Below are 16,645 nucleotides of genomic sequence, written 5' to 3' on the forward strand. Positions count from 1 at the left end.
GGAACCGTCATATGTCTCAACCAAACGCCGCTCATGCGCCGCTAGAGGGCGCGAAACTCGTGATCGGTACGATCGCGGTTTCGCTCGCGGTGTTCATGAACGTGCTCGATACGTCGATTGCCAACGTGTCCATTCCGTCGATCTCCGGTGACCTCGGGGTATCGTCGGATCAGGGCACGTGGGTGATCACGTCGTTCGCGGTCGCCAATGCAATCTCGGTGCCGCTGACCGGCTGGCTCACGCAGCGTTTCGGACAGGTGCGCCTGTTCATGACGTCCATCGTGCTGTTCGTGATCGCTTCGTGGCTGTGTGGACTCGCGCCGACCCTGCCCTTCCTGCTCGCCGCGCGCGTGTTGCAGGGCGCGGTCGCCGGGCCGATGATCCCGCTGTCGCAGACCCTGCTGCTCGCGAGTTATCCAAGAGCGAAGGCGCCCATGGCGCTGTCCATGTGGTCGATGACCACGCTGATCGCACCGGTCGCCGGGCCAATCCTCGGCGGCTGGATTTCGGACAACATCTCCTGGCCGTGGATTTTCTACGTCAACATACCGGTGGGTTTCGTCGCGGCCATTGCCACGTTCGTGATCTTCCGTGACCGGGATTCGGTGATCCGGAAGGCGCCTATCGATACTGTAGGTCTCGGGCTGCTCGTGATATGGGTCGGCTCGCTGCAGATCATGCTCGACAAGGGCAAGGATCTCGACTGGTTCAGTTCCACCACCATTGTGGTGTTGACGCTGATCGCCGTGATCGCGCTGGCGTTTTTTATCGTGTGGGAATTGACGGCGGAACATCCGGTCGTCGACTTGTCACTCTTCAAGCTGCGCAATTTCACGGGCGGGACGGTCGCGCTCGCAATCGGTTATGGGCTGTACTTCGGCAATCTCGTGCTGTTGCCGCTTTGGTTGCAGACTGACATTGGCTACACCGCGACCAACGCAGGCCTCGTACTTGCGCCAGTCGGACTGTTCGCGGTCTTGCTCTCGCCGGTGGTCGGCAAGTTCCTGCCGCGCATCGATCCACGCAAGATCGCGACCGTTGCGTTCCTCGTCTTCGCGCTCGTGTTCTGGATGCGCTCACGCTATACCACCGGCGTCGATACTTTCTCGCTGATGCTGCCCACGGTGATCCAGGGTATCGGCATGGCCGGATTCTTCATTCCGCTCGTGTCCATCACGCTGTCGGGATTGCCGGGAAGCCGGATTCCAGCGGCATCGGGGTTGTCGAACTTCGTGCGGATCATGTGCGGGGGTATCGGGACGTCGATCTTTTCGACGGCCTGGGACCATCGGTCGAATATTCATCACGCGCAACTCATGGAGCAGGCCAATGCGTATAACCCGAACTTCACTGCTTCCATGCAGCAGTTCGGTGCGGCAGGCTTCAACCAGTCGCAGGGTTATGGGCTCTTCAACAGCATGGCCACGCAGCAGGCCGCGCAGTTGGGCGTGAATGATTTGTTTTATATCTCGGCGGGGATATTCGTCGCGCTGATCGCGCTGATCTGGATCACGAAACCGGAGAGATCCGGCGGTGGAGATTCAGCGGCCGCGGCTTCGGCGGCACATTGAAGCTCGGTTGATAGTTGATAAGCAAACGCCACGAAATTTCGTGGCGTTTTTTTGTTCCTTCGATGGCCCTTATTCAAGCCGCCGATACCACCAGCCGGTCCGGCGCCAACACACCTTCGCCCGCTCGCGCGACGCCGAGCAAACGCTGGTCTTCAAGTGCATAGACACGCACGCGGTCAGCCACAGCCGGCGCATCCGCAATGTCGGACAACTTCAGCCGCTGGCCTTGTGCGAAACGACGCGTGGCATCGGCGTCGAGATGAACGGCTGGAAACGTGGACAGCAACGCATCTACTGGTTGCAGCCAGCTATCACGTGTGTCTGGCGTGGCTTCTGCCAGCGCGTCGAGCGTGACCGCGTGTTCGAGCGTCAATGCGCCGACGCCGGTTCGCCGCAGCGCAACCAGATGCGCGCCACATCCCAGCATCTCGCCGATGTCCTCAGCAAGCGTTCGCACGTAAGTACCCTTGCTGCACGTCACGCGAAACGTCACGTCCGGCAACGCACACGCGATCAAATCGAGCGCATGAATGGTGACGTTGCGCGCTTCGCGCTCGACCGTCTGCCCGGCACGCGCGTACTCGTACAACGGCTTGCCGTCGCGCTTGAGCGCGGAATACATCGGCGGAATTTGCGCGATGTCGCCGCGAAACTGAGCCATGGCAGCGTGAATGGCCGCTTCGTCACAGGTCACATCACGGGTTTGAAGTGCTTCGCCTTCGGCATCCCCGGTGGTCGTGCGCACGCCGAGACGCATGGTCGCTTCGTAGGTTTTATCGGCTTCAAGCAAATCCTGCGAAAACTTGGTCGCTTCGCCGAAACACAACGGCAGCAGCCCCGTCGCGAGCGGATCAAGCGTGCCGGTATGCCCGGCTTTCTTCGCCAGATAGATTTTCTTGGCGCGAATCAGCGCGTCGTTACTCGACAGTCCGAGCGGCTTGTCGAGCAGCAACACGCCATCCAGCATACGACGCGGAATCTTCGGGCGGGTAGAACCGTTCATCGATCAGGCGCCCTTCTCGTCGTCTTTGTTTTCTTCTTCGTCTTTGCTTTCTTCTTCGTCTTTGCTTTCTTCGTCGTCACCGGCTTCCGGTTCTTCGTCATCCAACGCACGCGTGGAATTCGCTTCATCGATCAGCTTCGACATCTCCACCGCCCGCACCACGGTCTGGTCGTAGTGAAAATGCAGAGTCGGCACGGTATGGATATGCAAACGCTTGAACAGCAGGTTATGCAAATGCCCCGCGGCGTGGTTCAACCCGGCTTCCGTTTCCTTCGGATCGCCGGTCAGCGTCGTGAAATACACCTTCGCGTGAGCGTAATCGGGCGTCAGTTCGACGCTCTGAAACGTCACCATGCCGATACGCGGATCTTTGACATCGCGCACCAGCGCGGAGAGATCGCGCTGGATCTGATCCGCGATCTGCACATTGCGGTTGGGTGAAGTACGTTTCTTGGCCATGATGTTTCCGTTAATTTGTATGCGCCGGACTCAATGAGGGGCGATCGACAACCCTCGCCCCGGCAAATAAAAAGGGCGGAGCGGGCGTGAAGCCCCCTCCGCCCTCGAGTCCAGCGGTCAATCTTTTATAGCGTACGCGCGACTTCCGTCACTTCGAAGATCTCGAACTGGTCACCTTCGACCATGTCGTTGTAGTTCTTCAGCGAAATACCGCACTCGAAGCCCTGACGCACTTCCTTCGCATCGTCCTTGAAGCGCTTGAGCGAATCGATCTCGCCCGTGTGAACGACCACGTTGTTGCGCAACACGCGAACCATGGAGCTCCGCTTGACGACGCCGTCGGTGACCATACAACCCGCAATCGCGCCGATCTTCGGTACACGAATGATCTGCCGAACTTCCATCATGCCGGTGACCACTTCGCGCTTCTCCGGCGCCAGCATGCCCGACATGGCTGCCTTCACTTCATCTACAGCGTCATAGATGATGTTGTAGTAGCGAATGTCGATACCGTTCGACTCCGCCACCTTGCGCGCCTGAGCATCCGCACGCGTGTTGAAGCCGATGATGACCGCCTTCGATGCCGTTGCCAAATTGACGTCCGACTCGCTGATCGCGCCGACCGCGCTGTGCACGATCTGCACGCGCACTTCGTTGGTCGACAGCTTGACCAGCGACTGCACCAGCGCTTCCTGCGAACCTTGCACGTCGGCCTTGACGATCAACGGCAGGTTCTGCACGTTGCCTTCCGTCATGGACTCGAGCATGTTTTCGAGCTTCGCTGCCTGCTGCTTTGCGAGCTTGACGTCGCGGAACTTGCCTTGACGGAACAGGGCGATTTCACGCGCCTTGCGTTCGTCCGGCAGGACCATGACTTCTTCACCAGCACCCGGCACTTCCGACAAACCTTGAATCTCGACCGGAATCGACGGACCTGCCGACTTGATCGGCTTGCCGGTTTCGTCGAGCATGGCCCGCACGCGACCAAAGGCCGAACCCGCCAGCACGATGTCACCGCGATTCAACGTACCCGACGTCACCAGGATGGTCGCAACCGGACCCTTACCCTTGTCGAGTTTCGCTTCGATCACGAGACCCTTCGCAGGTGCATCAATAGGCGCCTTCAGCTCCATCACTTCAGCTTGCAGCAACAGGTTTTCCAGCAAGCTTTCGATGCCAACACCGGTTTTCGCCGACACTTCGATGAACGGCGAATCACCACCGTACTCTTCCGGCACGACGCCTTCAGCGACCAGTTCCTGCTTCACGCGCTCAGGAGCAGCACCCGGCTTGTCGATCTTGTTGATCGCCACGACGATGGGCACGCCACCCGCCTTCGCGTGAGCGATGGCTTCCTTCGTTTGCGGCATCACGCCGTCGTCGGCTGCGACCACCAGAATCACGATGTCCGTTGCCTTTGCACCGCGGGCACGCATGGCCGTGAAGGCCTCGTGACCAGGCGTGTCCAGGAACGTAATGACGCCGCGCGGCGTTTCCACGTGGTATGCACCAATGTGCTGCGTAATCCCGCCCGCTTCGCCCGAAGCAACCTTTGCACGGCGAATGTAATCGAGCAGCGAGGTCTTGCCGTGGTCGACGTGACCCATGACCGTGACCACCGGCGGACGCGGCAGGCGTTCGCCCACTTCTTCCTGCGTTTCGCCTTCGGAGAGCAACGCTTCCGGATCGTCCAGCTTGGCTGCAACCGCGCTGTGTCCCAGTTCTTCGACGACAATCATCGCCGTTTCCTGGTCCAGCACCTGGTTGATCGTGACCATCTGGCCCAGCTTCATCATCACCTTGATGACTTCCGAAGCCTTCACCGACATCTTGTGCGCCAGATCCGCCACCGACACGGTTTCCGGCACATGCACTTCCCGCACCACCGGTTCCGTCGGCGCCTGGAAGTTCGTCTGATCCTGATGCTTGCCGCGACCCTTCGGGCCGCCGCGCCATCCGCGATCCACACCACCGCTGGTGTCGCCACGCGTCTTGATACCACGACGCTTGGCTGCATCGTCCTGCCAGCTGCTCTTGCCACCGGCCTTCTTCTTGTCCGGTCCCAACGACGGCGTGGTTGCCGCCGGTGCGCCTGCAGCCGGCTTCTTCGCGACTGCCGGACGTGCCGGGGCCGAACCTTCCGGCCGTGCCGGCTTGTGCAACGTACCCTTGGCTTCCGCAGCCTTCGCACCTTCCGCCACCTTGGCGGCGGCGACAACCGCTGCCGCGGCAGCAGCCACGGCGGCAGGCGACGGCTCAGGCGGTTTCGCCTGTTGAGCCTTACGCGGCGTATTCATCATTTCGCGGATAGCACGCGCTTCGGCTTCAGCCGCTGCACGGCGTTTCGCAATCTGGTCGTGCTCGGCACGGGCCTTTTCGGTCGCGGCGCGCGCGGCGTCTTCCGCCTTTTTCGCAGCTTCCCGTTTAGCGGCACGCTCGGCTGCTGCCTTTTCGTCGACTTGCGGTGCGGCCACTTCGGCCTTCACCGGAACGCTTGCAACCTGTTCCGTCTTCGACTCCGGGCGCGATTCCTGACGGGCAGCCGACGCAGCACGCGAGATTTCCGCGGCTTCCGCCTGGGCGGCAGCACGCTTCGCCTCTTCTTCCTCGGCACGGCGACGCTCGGCTTCAGCAGCCGCTTCGAGCGCGACCCGCTCAGCCTCTTCGCGCTCAAAGCGTTCCTGGCGTTCCTTCAACTCCAGCGCTTCTTTCTCGAGCAATTCGGCGGCATGACGCGCCTCTTCGTCGCGACGCTGCAATTCGGCTTCGTCCACTTCGTCTTCTTCGACGTGGTTCGCACCTTCAACGACCTGTTCAACACCGCTCTGATCGCGCTGCACGAACACGCGCTTCTTGCGGACCTCGACCTGAATGGTGCGAGCTTTACCCGTAGAGTCGGACTGTTTGATTTCCGACGTATGCCGGCGGGTCAAAGTGATCTTGCGTTTGTCGGCGTCGGCGGAACCGTGCGACTTGCGCAAGTGTTCGAGCAGGCGCGATTTGTCCGTCTCGGACAAATCGTCATCCTCGCTCGCTTTCGTGACGCCAGCCGCCTGCAACTGCTCGAGCAGGACGCCCGCAGGCATTTTGAGTTCCGCGGCAAATTGGGCTACGTTGTTACTCGCCATTCATTCCTCTTGATGCAAGGACAAATTCCCTGCTGTTTGATCGGGGTCATGCGGCCTAACGGCCGCGATATGTCAGTGCGCCATGGTCATTTCTCACTGGAACCAGTGTTCACGTGCTTTCATGATCAACGCCTTAGCGGCATCCTCTTCAATACTGGTCATCTCGACCAGTTCATCCACAGCCAGCTCGGCGAGGTCGTCGCGCGTGCGGATCTGGTGTTCTTCGAGCTTCGTGTACAACTCATCCGTCATACCTTCGAGGCTCTTCAGGTCGAGCGCCACACCCTCGACCTTTTCTTCATTCGCGATCGCCAGCGTCAGGAGCGCGTCACGGGAGCGGTTACGCAACTCGTGAACAGTGTCTTCGTCGAAGGCTTCGATTTCGAGCATTTCGTTGAGCGGCACATACGCAATCTCTTCAAGGCTGGTAAAGCCTTCGTCGATGAGAATGTCGGCCACTTCTTCATCAACGTCGAGGCGCGCCATGAACAGGCTACGTAACGTGCCACGCTCTTCGTTTTGCTTCAGCGCGGACTCGTCCGGCGTCATGATGTTGATTTGCCAGCCGGTCAATTCGCTGGCAAGACGCACGTTCTGGCCGCTGCGGCCAATAGCAACCGCGAGTTCGTTCTCGTCAACGACGACGTCCATGGAGTGTTTCTCTTCATCCACGACAATCGACTGTACGGCAGCCGGCGCGAGCGCGCCGATCACGAACTGAGCGGGGTCCTCTGACCATAGCACGATGTCGACGTTCTCGCCACCGAGCTCATTTCTCACCGCCTGGACCCGCGAACCGCGAATTCCGACGCAAGTACCAATAGGGTCGATGCGCTTGTCGTAAGCAATCACCCCGATTTTCGCACGCACGCCAGGATCGCGCGCGGCCGCCTTGATTTCGAGCAGACCCTGCTCGATTTCCGGCACTTCCATTTCAAACAGCTTCATCAGGAACTCGGGCGCCGTGCGCGAGAGTTCGATCTGCGGACCACGTGCTGTACGGTCAACCTTTGCAATGTAGGCGCGAACCCGATCACCGACCCGCAGGTTTTCCTTCGGAATCAACTGGTCGCGGCGCAACAGCGCTTCCACACGACCCGATTCAACGATGAAATTGCCCTTGTCCAGACGCTTCACTGCGCCGGTCATGATCTTCTCGCCGCGTTCCAGGAAGTCGTTCAGGATCTGCTCGCGCTCAGCGTCGCGAACCTTCTGAAGAATGACCTGCTTCGCAGCCTGCGCACCAATCCGGCCGAACTCGATGGACGGAATGGGTTGCTCGATGTATTCATCGATTTGCGCGTCGGGCTTCTCTTCCTTCGCTTCGAACAGCAGGATTTCCTGGTCGGGTTCCTGCAGGCCGGCTTCGTCAGGCACCACTTTCCAGCGACGGAAAGTTTCGTGCTCGCCGCTTTCACGGTCGATTGCCACGCGGATATCCACGTCTTCCTCGAACAGCTTCTTCGTTGCCGAAGCAAGCGCTGCTTCGAGCGCTGCGTACACCACGTCCTTGTTGACGTTCTTCTCGCGCGCCAGCGCATCCGCCAGCATCAAAACTTCGCGACTCATTGTTTGCGGCTCCTAAAGTCAACTTTGGGGACGAGACGTGCTTTATCGAGGTCTGCGAGCGTGAAATCGAGCATCGCAGCGCCGCCGTCCTTCCCTTCGAATTCCAAACCAATCGACTCGCCATCCGGGGCATGCAAGATGCCACGGTACGACTTGCGCCCGTCCAGCGGCTTCTTTAACGTGATAGTGACTTCGCTGCCTGCGAAGCGTTCGAAATCCGCCATTTTCTTGAGCGGACGATCGAGACCCGGCGACCCGACTTCGAGCCTTGAGTAATCGATATTCTCCACTTCGAACAGATACTGAAGCTGACGTGTGACTTTCTCACAGTCTTCAATCGCGATGCCGGCAGGCTGGTCGATGGAGATACGCAGCAAACCGCCCCCCGCGCGCTCGATATCGACAAGTTCGTAGCCCAGGCCCGAGACCGTGGTTTCGATGATTTCCGTCAGTTGCACAGTGAAAGACTCCAAGATGTTCGCGCGCTCCACGCCGAACACCTGCGGACCGCGCCTTGAGCTGGCGCACTTTCGTTGCCCCAAGATGCTGAACCGAACGGCCAAAAAAAAATGGGCGCAACGCCCATCCTTCTGTACCGAGATCACATCCGGGCGGCGAAACAAACACCATGCCCAGCGACTTCGTGATTTTAGCCATTTTTCGGGATAAACGCAACCAATGCGCCCTGTGTATAGCCATTTGACGGCTATTTGACGGCTGTCTGACGGCCGTTCACAAGGCAAATCGAAGGCATTCGTCACGCTTTGCCGGATTTCTCCGGAAGGCCAAAGTCATCGTGCTGAATTTAACGGGCGAGTGAGCGGGCGATCTGCTTGCCCGCCTTGTCAGTCCAGGTCACATGCCGCCCCACACAAACCCGTGAGTCGGGCGCGGCGATTGACTCTTAGCGTCCGCGCGTCCGGTTGCGCGGTGCCGGACGAGCGCCGCCGCGGCCTGCGCCGCCCGCGTTACCGCCATTACCTTGCGCACCGGCGCCAGCCGGACCTTGACGGCCCCCCGGGCCGGGGCGCTTGCCGCCGCCGTTGGCCGAGCGTCCGCCTGCACCATTGCCGCTGCCCATGGCAGGTGAACCGGGCGGACGACTGCCGCGCGGGCCACCAGCTGAGCCGCCTGGACGCGGGATCGCGCGGTTGCCATTCGCTTCGCCGCCAGCACGATTGCCGTTTGCTTCCCGGTCGCCATTGCTGCCACGCGCGCCATAACCACCGCCGCCACCGCCGCCGCTGCGGTTGCCCGCGTAACCGCCGCCCGAACTGGAACCGCCGCCGAAACCACCGGGCGCTCCGCGCCGTCCGCCCGGGCCGCCAGGGCCGCCGCGTGTGGGCGTCGTCTGCGCGAATCGGCCATGCGAACTGAGCACCGGCTCACGCGTGATGATGCCCATCGACGTTTGCAGCGGATCAGGTTGGATACGCGGTGCAGCGCTGCGCGCGCCCCGCTCTTCGGCCGGCGCTTTCAGTCCGACCGATGCCAGCAGATCACGCACTTCGCTGTCTTCGAGTTCTTCCCAACGGCCACGCTTAAGCCCCTTGGGCAACGCGATCGGGCCGTGCCGGGTACGGATCAGCCGGCTCACCATCAGGCCGGCCGCTTCGAACATGCGGCGCACTTCACGGTTCCGGCCTTCAGCCAGTGCCACGTGATACCAATGATTCGTGCCCTCGCCGCCGCCATCGCGGATACGAAGGAAGTTCGCCGGGCCGTCTTCCAGTTCCACGCCATGCAGCAACTTCTGACGCATGCCTTCCGACAATTCGCCCACCACCCGTACCGCGTATTCACGCTCGACGCTGTAACGCGGATGCATGAACCGGTTGGCCAGATCGCCAGATGTAGTCAGCAGCAACAACCCTTCAGTGTTGAAGTCGAGCCGTCCGACCGCCAGCCATTTGGCCGTTTTCATTGGCGGGAGGCTATCGAAGACCGAAGGGCGGCCTTCCGGATCGGCGTGACTGACGATCTCGCCCGTCGGTTTGTGATACAGCAGGATGCGCGGCGGTTTGCTCGCGAGCTTGCGCTTGACCGGCTTGCCATTGATGCGGACCTGATCGGTCGGCATGATGCGCTGGCCGATATGCGCCGGCTCACCATTCACCGATACCCGTCCGGCCACGATCAGCTCTTCCATGTCGCGGCGCGAGCCCATGCCCGCCTCGGCGAGCACCTTGTGCAGCTTCGGCGTGTCGTCGTCCGCTTCGAGCACGCGTTTTTGCGGGGCGGGGCGGCCGCGCCGCAGCATGGGAGCACGCAAGTCGCCCGAGGTGTTGTCGGCGTCGAATGCAGGCGATGTCACATACGCGAAAACGTCGTCCTCGGACCCTGCCGCGGCGGCTGTTGCCGGCATTGCCGGTGATGCCGCGTCATCGCGGCGACCGCGCTTTTGAGCTTGTCCGGGTTGTTGAGCCTGCCGCGCCGGGCGACGGCCGCCTTCACGTGGCTCACGCGGCTCACGTGGCACCTGGCCTTCCCGAGCGCCGTCGGCCGAACCTTCACGCGGAACGCGGGGCTTGGCCACCGACCCGGTGCGTGCGCCATCTCCACTACCCGCGCCGTTGCGCGGCCCACGTGAGCCTGCATCCTTGCGCGGCATGCGCACCTGGGCTGCGACCACGCCATCCGGGGGTGCCTCAGCGATCACGCCAGCCGGCGCCGCTGACGGCGCGCCGTCGGCGCCCTTCGTCTTGGCGACGGCGCGACGGCGGGCGATCAGGCTGCGAGGCCCGCGCCGCAAGCCGCGACGCGGACGGTCTTCGCCCTCGGCGGGTTCGTCGTTGCGTGTGCGTTCGCCTGCATCGGCCTGGCCATGTGCTTCATCGGCACGAACGGGGCGCTCGGATTCGGGCGAATCGCTGTCGTGGGAATGTGTCAAAACAACCTCAATTGTGTCGGGTCGCGCGCCCGTCGCAGGCGCGTCAAAAAATCCGGCCGATGGTGATTAGCAGCCGAATGAAGGTTCGGGCAAACAGGCCTCAGGCGCGGCGCGCAGTCTGGTCGTCCGGTGCGTTGAATGCGTCGGTTTCGTTTGATTCGTCCGACGCGTTCGATGCATTCGATGCGTCGAATAACTTCGATGCATCCGGTGTATTCGCGTTTTCAGCGCCATCGGATTCATCTGCGGCGTGCGGTAATGCGTGTCGCGCAGCGTCGCTTGTCAATGCGCCGGCGCTAACGTCCGGCGCCGCCTCGCGACGGTTGACCGCGTCGTCGGGCGTTGTTTGTGTTGTATGTGTTGCTCGCAATGGATCCTGACTGACACCCGCAACCACTTCCAGCGGCTGCGAATCGGTCGTGGACGCCGTTTGCTGCGGTTCGAATTGCACCGGTGTATGCGTTTCCGCGTGCGTTTGCGCATCCGCTTTTTCGCCAATCACAGGCTCTGCAGCGCCGACTGGTGAATGCACAAGTGGCTCACCTTCCGGGTCGACTGCTTCGGCCGCCACAGGTTCCTGCAAATTCAGCGCTTCAGTCGCTGCATGAGTTGCTGCCTGAGCTGCGGCATGAGTCGCCTCATCCGTGGCCGCGCTCGACGCATCCGGCAACAAAGCAGGTTCGCGCTTCGATTCCAGCCCTTGCACCAGCGCAGCGCCGATTGCGGCGGCGTCGTCGCCGGGGAAATCGATCGCATGCTGCGCGAGCAATGACGCTTCCAGTTGCGCCGATGGGTTATCGAGTGCGGGCAGTTCGTCCAGCGCGCTCAAGCCCAGGTCATCCAGGAACTGCTTGGTGGTGGCATAGAGCGCCGGCCGGCCCGGCACGTCGCGATGACCGATCACCTCGATCCAGCCGCGGTCTTCCAGTTGTTTCACGACCTGCGTGTTCACCGTGACACCGCGAATTTCTTCGATGTCGCCACGCGTAACAGGCTGCCGGTAACCAATGATCGCGAGCGTTTCAAGTACGGCTCGCGAATATTTGGGTGGCTTTTCCGGGTGTAGCCGATCGAGATAGGCCCGCATTGCAGGTTTGCTCTGGAACCGCCATCCAGACGCCAGCGCCACGAGTTCCACGCCGCGTCCTGACCAATCCTGCTTCAGGGCGTCGAGCAAGGTACGAACCGTGTCTGCCGAGATATCGTCGGCAAAAAGCTTGCGCAACTCGGCGAGTTTCAGCGGCTCCTGCGCGCAGATCAAGGCAGTCTCGAGGACGATCTTCGCCTCTTGGGTATTCATGCAGCTAGATAGGACCCTGTATGGTCTATGAACCGGTCAAGTCAGGCAGAATCGAATGACGCCGACTACTCGAACCATTCGCAACGCTCAGACTGGAAAATCGTGGACGAGGATACTGACGACGCGCTCGCCCGATTTCTGATCGGTCATATTGATTGGGAGCACGCACCGGGGGGAGCCAAAACACGGGATCAGATCCTGATCGCCGAATTTTTCCCAGCCGGACGAAGTAGCGCTTTCCAAGGCGGAAGCGCGTGACTGGACGCATATTACGCAAAAACAAACGATGCGTAAAGGTGAAACATTGGGTCGCCCCCGAACTCACGTCTGGCGGCCTTCTGGCGGTCGCCCGGGCGACCGCCAGAAGGCCGCATGAAGCCCAAGCCCTGCCCCTTTGCCCCTTTTCGTTACTCGCTTGCGCCCTGCCAACCTGCAGCCCCCTAGCAGCCCCTTCGCCGCCCCTTACCCACTCACTCGGCCGGATGCGCTTCCATGAACGCTCGCAGACGTGCGACCCCAGCGTCCAGGCGAGCGGTGTCGCACGCGTAGCACCAGCGAACAAACCCCTCTCCTTCGGGACCGAACGCGCTGCCCGGCGCAAGCCCGAGCGCGCTCTCGCGCACGAGCGCCTTGCACAACTCGAGGCTGCGGTTCGCGCCCGGCAGCCTGAAGAACAAATACATGGATCCGGCTGGCGCCCGCACATCGATGCCCGGAATCTGCTGCAATGCCGTCACGAGGTAATCGCGGCTGGCGCGCAGGTCGGCGACCAGCGATTGCGTAAATTGCTCGCCGTCCGTCACCGCTGCGATCCCGGCCATCTGGACGAACGACGGCGCGCAAGAAGTGTTGTACTCGACCAGCTTGCCGAGATCCTCCATCAGCCGTTCGGGCGCCACGATCCAGCCGAGCCGCCAGCCCGTCATCAGCCAGGCCTTCGAGAACGAATTCACCGCTATTACCCGTTCGTCACGCGTAGCCAGATCGAGGAACGAAGGGGCGACCGCTGCGTCATCGCCGTAATAGAGGCGCTCGTAGACTTCGTCAGCGACCAACCAGATGCCGAGCTGCCGGCACCGGTCGAGCACCGCCTGCTGCTGCTCGCGCGTCATGACCCAGCCGGTGGGGTTGTTCGGCGAGTTGATCATCAGCATGCGCGTGCCGGGCGTGAGAGCGGCCAGCAGTCGGTCGAGATCGAGCGTCCAGCCGTTGACGCCATACGTCAGCGCGACAGTTTCCACGGTAGCGCCGAGAATCTTGGGGATTTCGACGAGATTCGGCCACAGCGGCGTGACCGCCACCACACGGTCACCGGCGCCTGCAATCAGCTGCGTCGCCAACATTAGTGCGTTGACGCCAGCGCTCGTCACGGCAATTTCAGCAGGCCGGGTGGCGCCGTGCAGCTTGCCGACATAGCCAGCAAGCGCTTCGCGCAGCGGCGCGATGCCCAGGTTGTGCGTATAGAAGGTTGCACCGTCGGCGAGCGCGCGGCTGGCGGCGTCGCGGATGAACTGCGGCGTCACCTGATCTGATTCGCCGAACCAGAACGGCAGCACATCCGGGACACCGAATCCCGCATTGGCGACCTCACGGATCTGCGACGGGCGCAGCGCGCGGACGGCGTCACGTGCATTCGGCGCACGTTCGCCTTCTGCCCGCACGCTCCGCGACCCTGCCTGTGCACTTCCCTGAGCATCTCCCAACGCACCAAGTTCCGAGATAACCGCCCCTTCTGACTCGCTCATTGCCGCCTCCGCCGATGGAAAGGGAAAGTCTAACGCGACGCCCTCCGAAAAGCGCTGTACGGCGCGCGCGTTAGCCATCAGGCCAGTTCTTGCGCCTTTTGGCGGGCTTGGCGGGCTCCCGCGGGTCCTGCAATAGCGCAAAGCCGCAGAGATCGCGCGAAAGCGGCCCGCACGCTTGGCGATCAATGCGATCGAGCAATCGGCTAAGCCAGTTCTTCAACGCGTTTCGGCAATCCGGCGACCAGCCCCCACACCGACTCCGCGGCAGGCGACAACGACCGGTCGCGCCGCCGCACCAGTTCGACGGTTCGCTCGACCCGCGGCACCAGCGGCAACGCCACCAGCGACGAGTTCGCCGGCAACGGCAAGGCCAGCCACGGCAGCACGCTAATGCCGACGCCTGCTTCCACCAGCCCGAACACCGTAGCGGAATGACCCAACTCCTGCACCACATCGGCGATAACGCGATGTTCACGCAGCACGGCATCGATAATCGGACGGCTTCCGGAAGCGTGGTCCAGCATGACCAGACGTTCACCGGACAATGCGGCCCACGGCACCTCCCGCGCCCTCGCAAGCGAATGGTCCCGCCTCGCGACCGCGCAAAACGAGTCGGTCATCACGACCTCCCCGTACAGGTCGTCGTTGGCGTATGGACCGATCGCCACCCCGAAATCGACCTCGCCAGATTTGACCTTGCGAATCACGTCGCTCTGGAGGTCGTCGCGCAAACCGAGTGAAATCAGCGGAAATTCCCGGACACAGGCCGAAATAACGAGCGGCATCAGACGGCACGCCACGGTAGGACTGGCCGCGACGATGACCCGTCCACGGCGTTGCTGGCCGAGATCCCGGATTTCGCGGAGCGCTTCATCGAGGTCTGACAGCAGCCGTGACACGCTGCCCACGAGATTCGCGCCTACGTCGGTGAGTTGCACCTCGCGGGTCGTCCGATCGACCAGCTTCAGCCCGATCTCCCCCTCGAGCTCACGCACGCACCGGCTCACTGCCGACTGGGTCAGGCCGATTTCATCGCCGGCCCGGCTAAAGCTTTGCAGCCTGGCGACTTCAATAAACACGCGCAGCTGACGCAACGTCACATTGAGCGCTCGACTCATACACTCCTCTCATCAATCCATCTCATAGATGCAAAGTGTAGATCAAAGGTAGCGAAAAAATGGGCTCATCAGTCAGCGCGCTGCGGTGCAGCAAAAATGCATTCGCGCACGCAGGATGGGCTTATTGCACTTGATTGGTGATTGTCCCGATTTCATTAACCGCACTTATAGCGTCTCATACGGGCCATGCTGGCGTCGCGCCAGCCTACTGCCGCGAGGCTTTCGGACCGATTGATACGCGCATGGCACGGTTCTCGCATTTACTTGCGCAGAGGTCGGCGCCATTGCAGTTCTTAAACGCAAATCGTCCGTCGCAATGCTTGCTCCGACCTTACCTGGGTTCGATCTTCGAATTCCGACCAGAGTGCGCGGCGCGGGGCAGCGCACCGGGGTTAGCTTCGCTGAGGTGAAAGATCATGATGTTCGACGATTTAAGAGATAACGAGTGGGCGCTGGTTGAGGCCTTGTTTTGCGCAGAACCGGCACGCAGCGAACGGCGCGGCCGTCCGCGCGTGGAAGCACGCGCTGTCGTCAACGCCGTGTTGTGGGTCTTGTCCACGGGCGAAGGCTGGTCGAAGTTGCCTGGCCGCTATCCGTCGCCGCCGACCTGCCGTCGACGGTTCGACGAATGGCAAGCGGACGGTACGCTCGCCGAGATCGTGAAACGGCTGGGCAACAACGGTCGTGAGGTGTCGTTGCGGGGCCGGATCGGTTCCACCGCTGCGAAGCCGCCTGCACCGCCGAGCCGCGACCGCCTGCGTGGCGCATTCTGGACGAATCCGGAATCGTGGCGCGCGCCGGTCAAGATGGCCTGACAGACTGGAACGACGCGGTAAGCGGCACTTCGGCTGTAGGGTCGATCGCTGCGAGCCGCGTCGTACTTCGGCACTGTACGGTTGAATTTACGCGAAGCACCCGCGCGCAGGTTTCCTGCGTTTTATCCCGGTTCCCACCGATGCATTTCCTCGCGTGATGAGCCGCCGGTCTGCGCTCGCAGACCGTTTTAGTCAGTCAAAAATCTGCCGGCAGGCGCTCGCCTTTCGTTGATGAAAAGGGAGCGCATGGCGCGCATAGCCTCCACGCACATTGATGTTGCGGTCGCTCGAACGGGCGCCTCGTGACGGCTTGTTGCGCCCTCGTTGCGCTTAGTCAGGGAACCCAGGAAACAACTCATTACCAATCTTTACAGCATCCTTTCGTGTGCTGGCATAGCTTATGAAGCTGGCTAGCGAACCAATACCGGTTCGAAGGGGAGTTCTCATCATGAAACCAATGTCACTGCTCGCGTGCGGCATTGTGCTTTCATCGCTGGGTGCAGCGATTACGGTGCACGCGGAATCGTCAGGGGGCAACTTCGCGCTGCGCGCAAATACCCAAGCAAGTCTGCAGGACTGGAGAAAGGAATCGGCGCAGGGCAGCGAAATGGCCGAAACCGCCCCGCGGGGAGATTTGCGAGGCGACATCGCGAGTAATGTACGAGCGCGGCCGGAGGCGGATCGCGGAGACCGCCCGCGTAAGCACTGAAGCGCGTCGATGTGCGTCAATCATCGGGAAACTTTGACAAGCTTTGACAAGCGTCAAGGCGCCGGAACATCGCGCAGGCAAGCCATATTCAATCGATGGAGGATCTTCCGGGAACCCTTGCTCATCGCGCCAGTCCGACGTTATGCCATGAGCACAGCGTGGCAGCAGTAGATCCGGTACGCCCGTATCCTCGTGATACGGGCTTTTTTTCGCGGGCGTTTTGCCGATGTCATGAGTGCGCCGCTTTCACAGCCTCACTCATTAGACGCAGGAATGGCGCTTTTGCAGCCGCAACCGTTTGCCCAACGCTCGGCCGCTGCGAAGAAGCGCAAGAGCGC

General features: G+C 61.6%; 10 protein-coding genes and 2 pseudogenes. 3 read left to right on the forward strand and 9 right to left on the reverse strand.

Annotation, left to right across the window (positions count from 1 at the left end):
• Positions 1-11 precede the first annotated feature (11 nt).
• A complete protein-coding gene (locus FH08_RS0114135; RefSeq protein WP_031358948.1) occupies positions 12-1,571 on the forward strand; it encodes a DHA2 family efflux MFS transporter permease subunit in 1,560 nt (519 codons plus the stop codon).
• Between the two features lie 73 nt (positions 1,572-1,644).
• Here FH08_RS0114135 and truB read toward each other — a convergent pair whose 3' ends face one another.
• The 9 genes and pseudogenes from truB to FH08_RS0114185 form a co-directional block, all read right to left on the reverse strand.
• Positions 1,645-2,574, reverse strand: coding sequence for a tRNA pseudouridine(55) synthase TruB (gene truB, locus FH08_RS0114140; RefSeq protein ID WP_031358949.1), 930 nt, complete (start codon positions 2,572-2,574; stop codon positions 1,645-1,647).
• 81 nt (positions 2,575-2,655) lie between these two features.
• Positions 2,656-3,033: pseudogene (gene rbfA / locus FH08_RS0114145) on the reverse strand (30S ribosome-binding factor RbfA); the annotation flags it as partial.
• 125 nt (positions 3,034-3,158) lie between these two features.
• Positions 3,159-6,161, reverse strand: a complete 3,003-nt coding sequence (gene infB, locus FH08_RS0114150; RefSeq protein WP_031358951.1) for a translation initiation factor IF-2 — start codon at positions 6,159-6,161, stop codon at positions 3,159-3,161.
• 93 nt (positions 6,162-6,254) lie between these two features.
• Positions 6,255-7,730: a transcription termination factor NusA gene (gene nusA, locus FH08_RS0114155; protein WP_031358952.1), complete on the reverse strand. Its 1,476-nt coding sequence runs from the start codon at positions 7,728-7,730 to the stop codon at positions 6,255-6,257.
• Positions 7,727-8,188, reverse strand: coding sequence for a ribosome maturation factor RimP (rimP, locus tag FH08_RS0114160; RefSeq protein ID WP_031358953.1), 462 nt, complete (start codon positions 8,186-8,188; stop codon positions 7,727-7,729). Before rimP ends, nusA begins: the two co-directional genes overlap by 4 nt.
• 446 nt (positions 8,189-8,634) lie before the next feature.
• Positions 8,635-10,620 (reverse strand): 23S rRNA pseudouridine(2605) synthase RluB, encoded by a 1,986-nt coding sequence (rluB, locus tag FH08_RS0114165; protein ID WP_031358954.1) that lies wholly within the window; start codon positions 10,618-10,620, stop codon positions 8,635-8,637.
• Between the two features lie 100 nt (positions 10,621-10,720).
• Positions 10,721-11,920 (reverse strand): SMC-Scp complex subunit ScpB, encoded by a 1,200-nt coding sequence (gene scpB / locus FH08_RS50430; RefSeq protein ID WP_075583339.1) that lies wholly within the window; start codon positions 11,918-11,920, stop codon positions 10,721-10,723.
• Between the two features lie 470 nt (positions 11,921-12,390).
• Entirely contained in the window at positions 12,391-13,665 is a 1,275-nt protein-coding gene (locus tag FH08_RS0114180) for a pyridoxal phosphate-dependent aminotransferase (RefSeq protein WP_081889479.1), read from the reverse strand.
• Positions 13,666-13,868: 203 nt separating this feature from the next.
• Positions 13,869-14,783, reverse strand: a complete 915-nt coding sequence (locus tag FH08_RS0114185; protein WP_031358958.1) for a LysR family transcriptional regulator — start codon at positions 14,781-14,783, stop codon at positions 13,869-13,871.
• A gap of 416 nt (positions 14,784-15,199) precedes the next feature.
• Between FH08_RS0114185 and FH08_RS0114190 the strand changes: the two are divergent.
• A pseudogene (locus FH08_RS0114190) lies at positions 15,200-15,595 on the forward strand (transposase); the annotation flags it as partial.
• Between the two features lie 451 nt (positions 15,596-16,046).
• Positions 16,047-16,307 (forward strand): hypothetical protein, encoded by a 261-nt coding sequence (locus FH08_RS0114195; RefSeq protein WP_031358960.1) that lies wholly within the window; start codon positions 16,047-16,049, stop codon positions 16,305-16,307.
• Positions 16,308-16,645 lie beyond the last annotated feature (338 nt).

Origin of the sequence: Caballeronia sordidicola, assembly GCF_000729995.1 — a bacterium.
Classification (GTDB): domain Bacteria; phylum Pseudomonadota; class Gammaproteobacteria; order Burkholderiales; family Burkholderiaceae; genus Caballeronia; species Caballeronia sordidicola_A.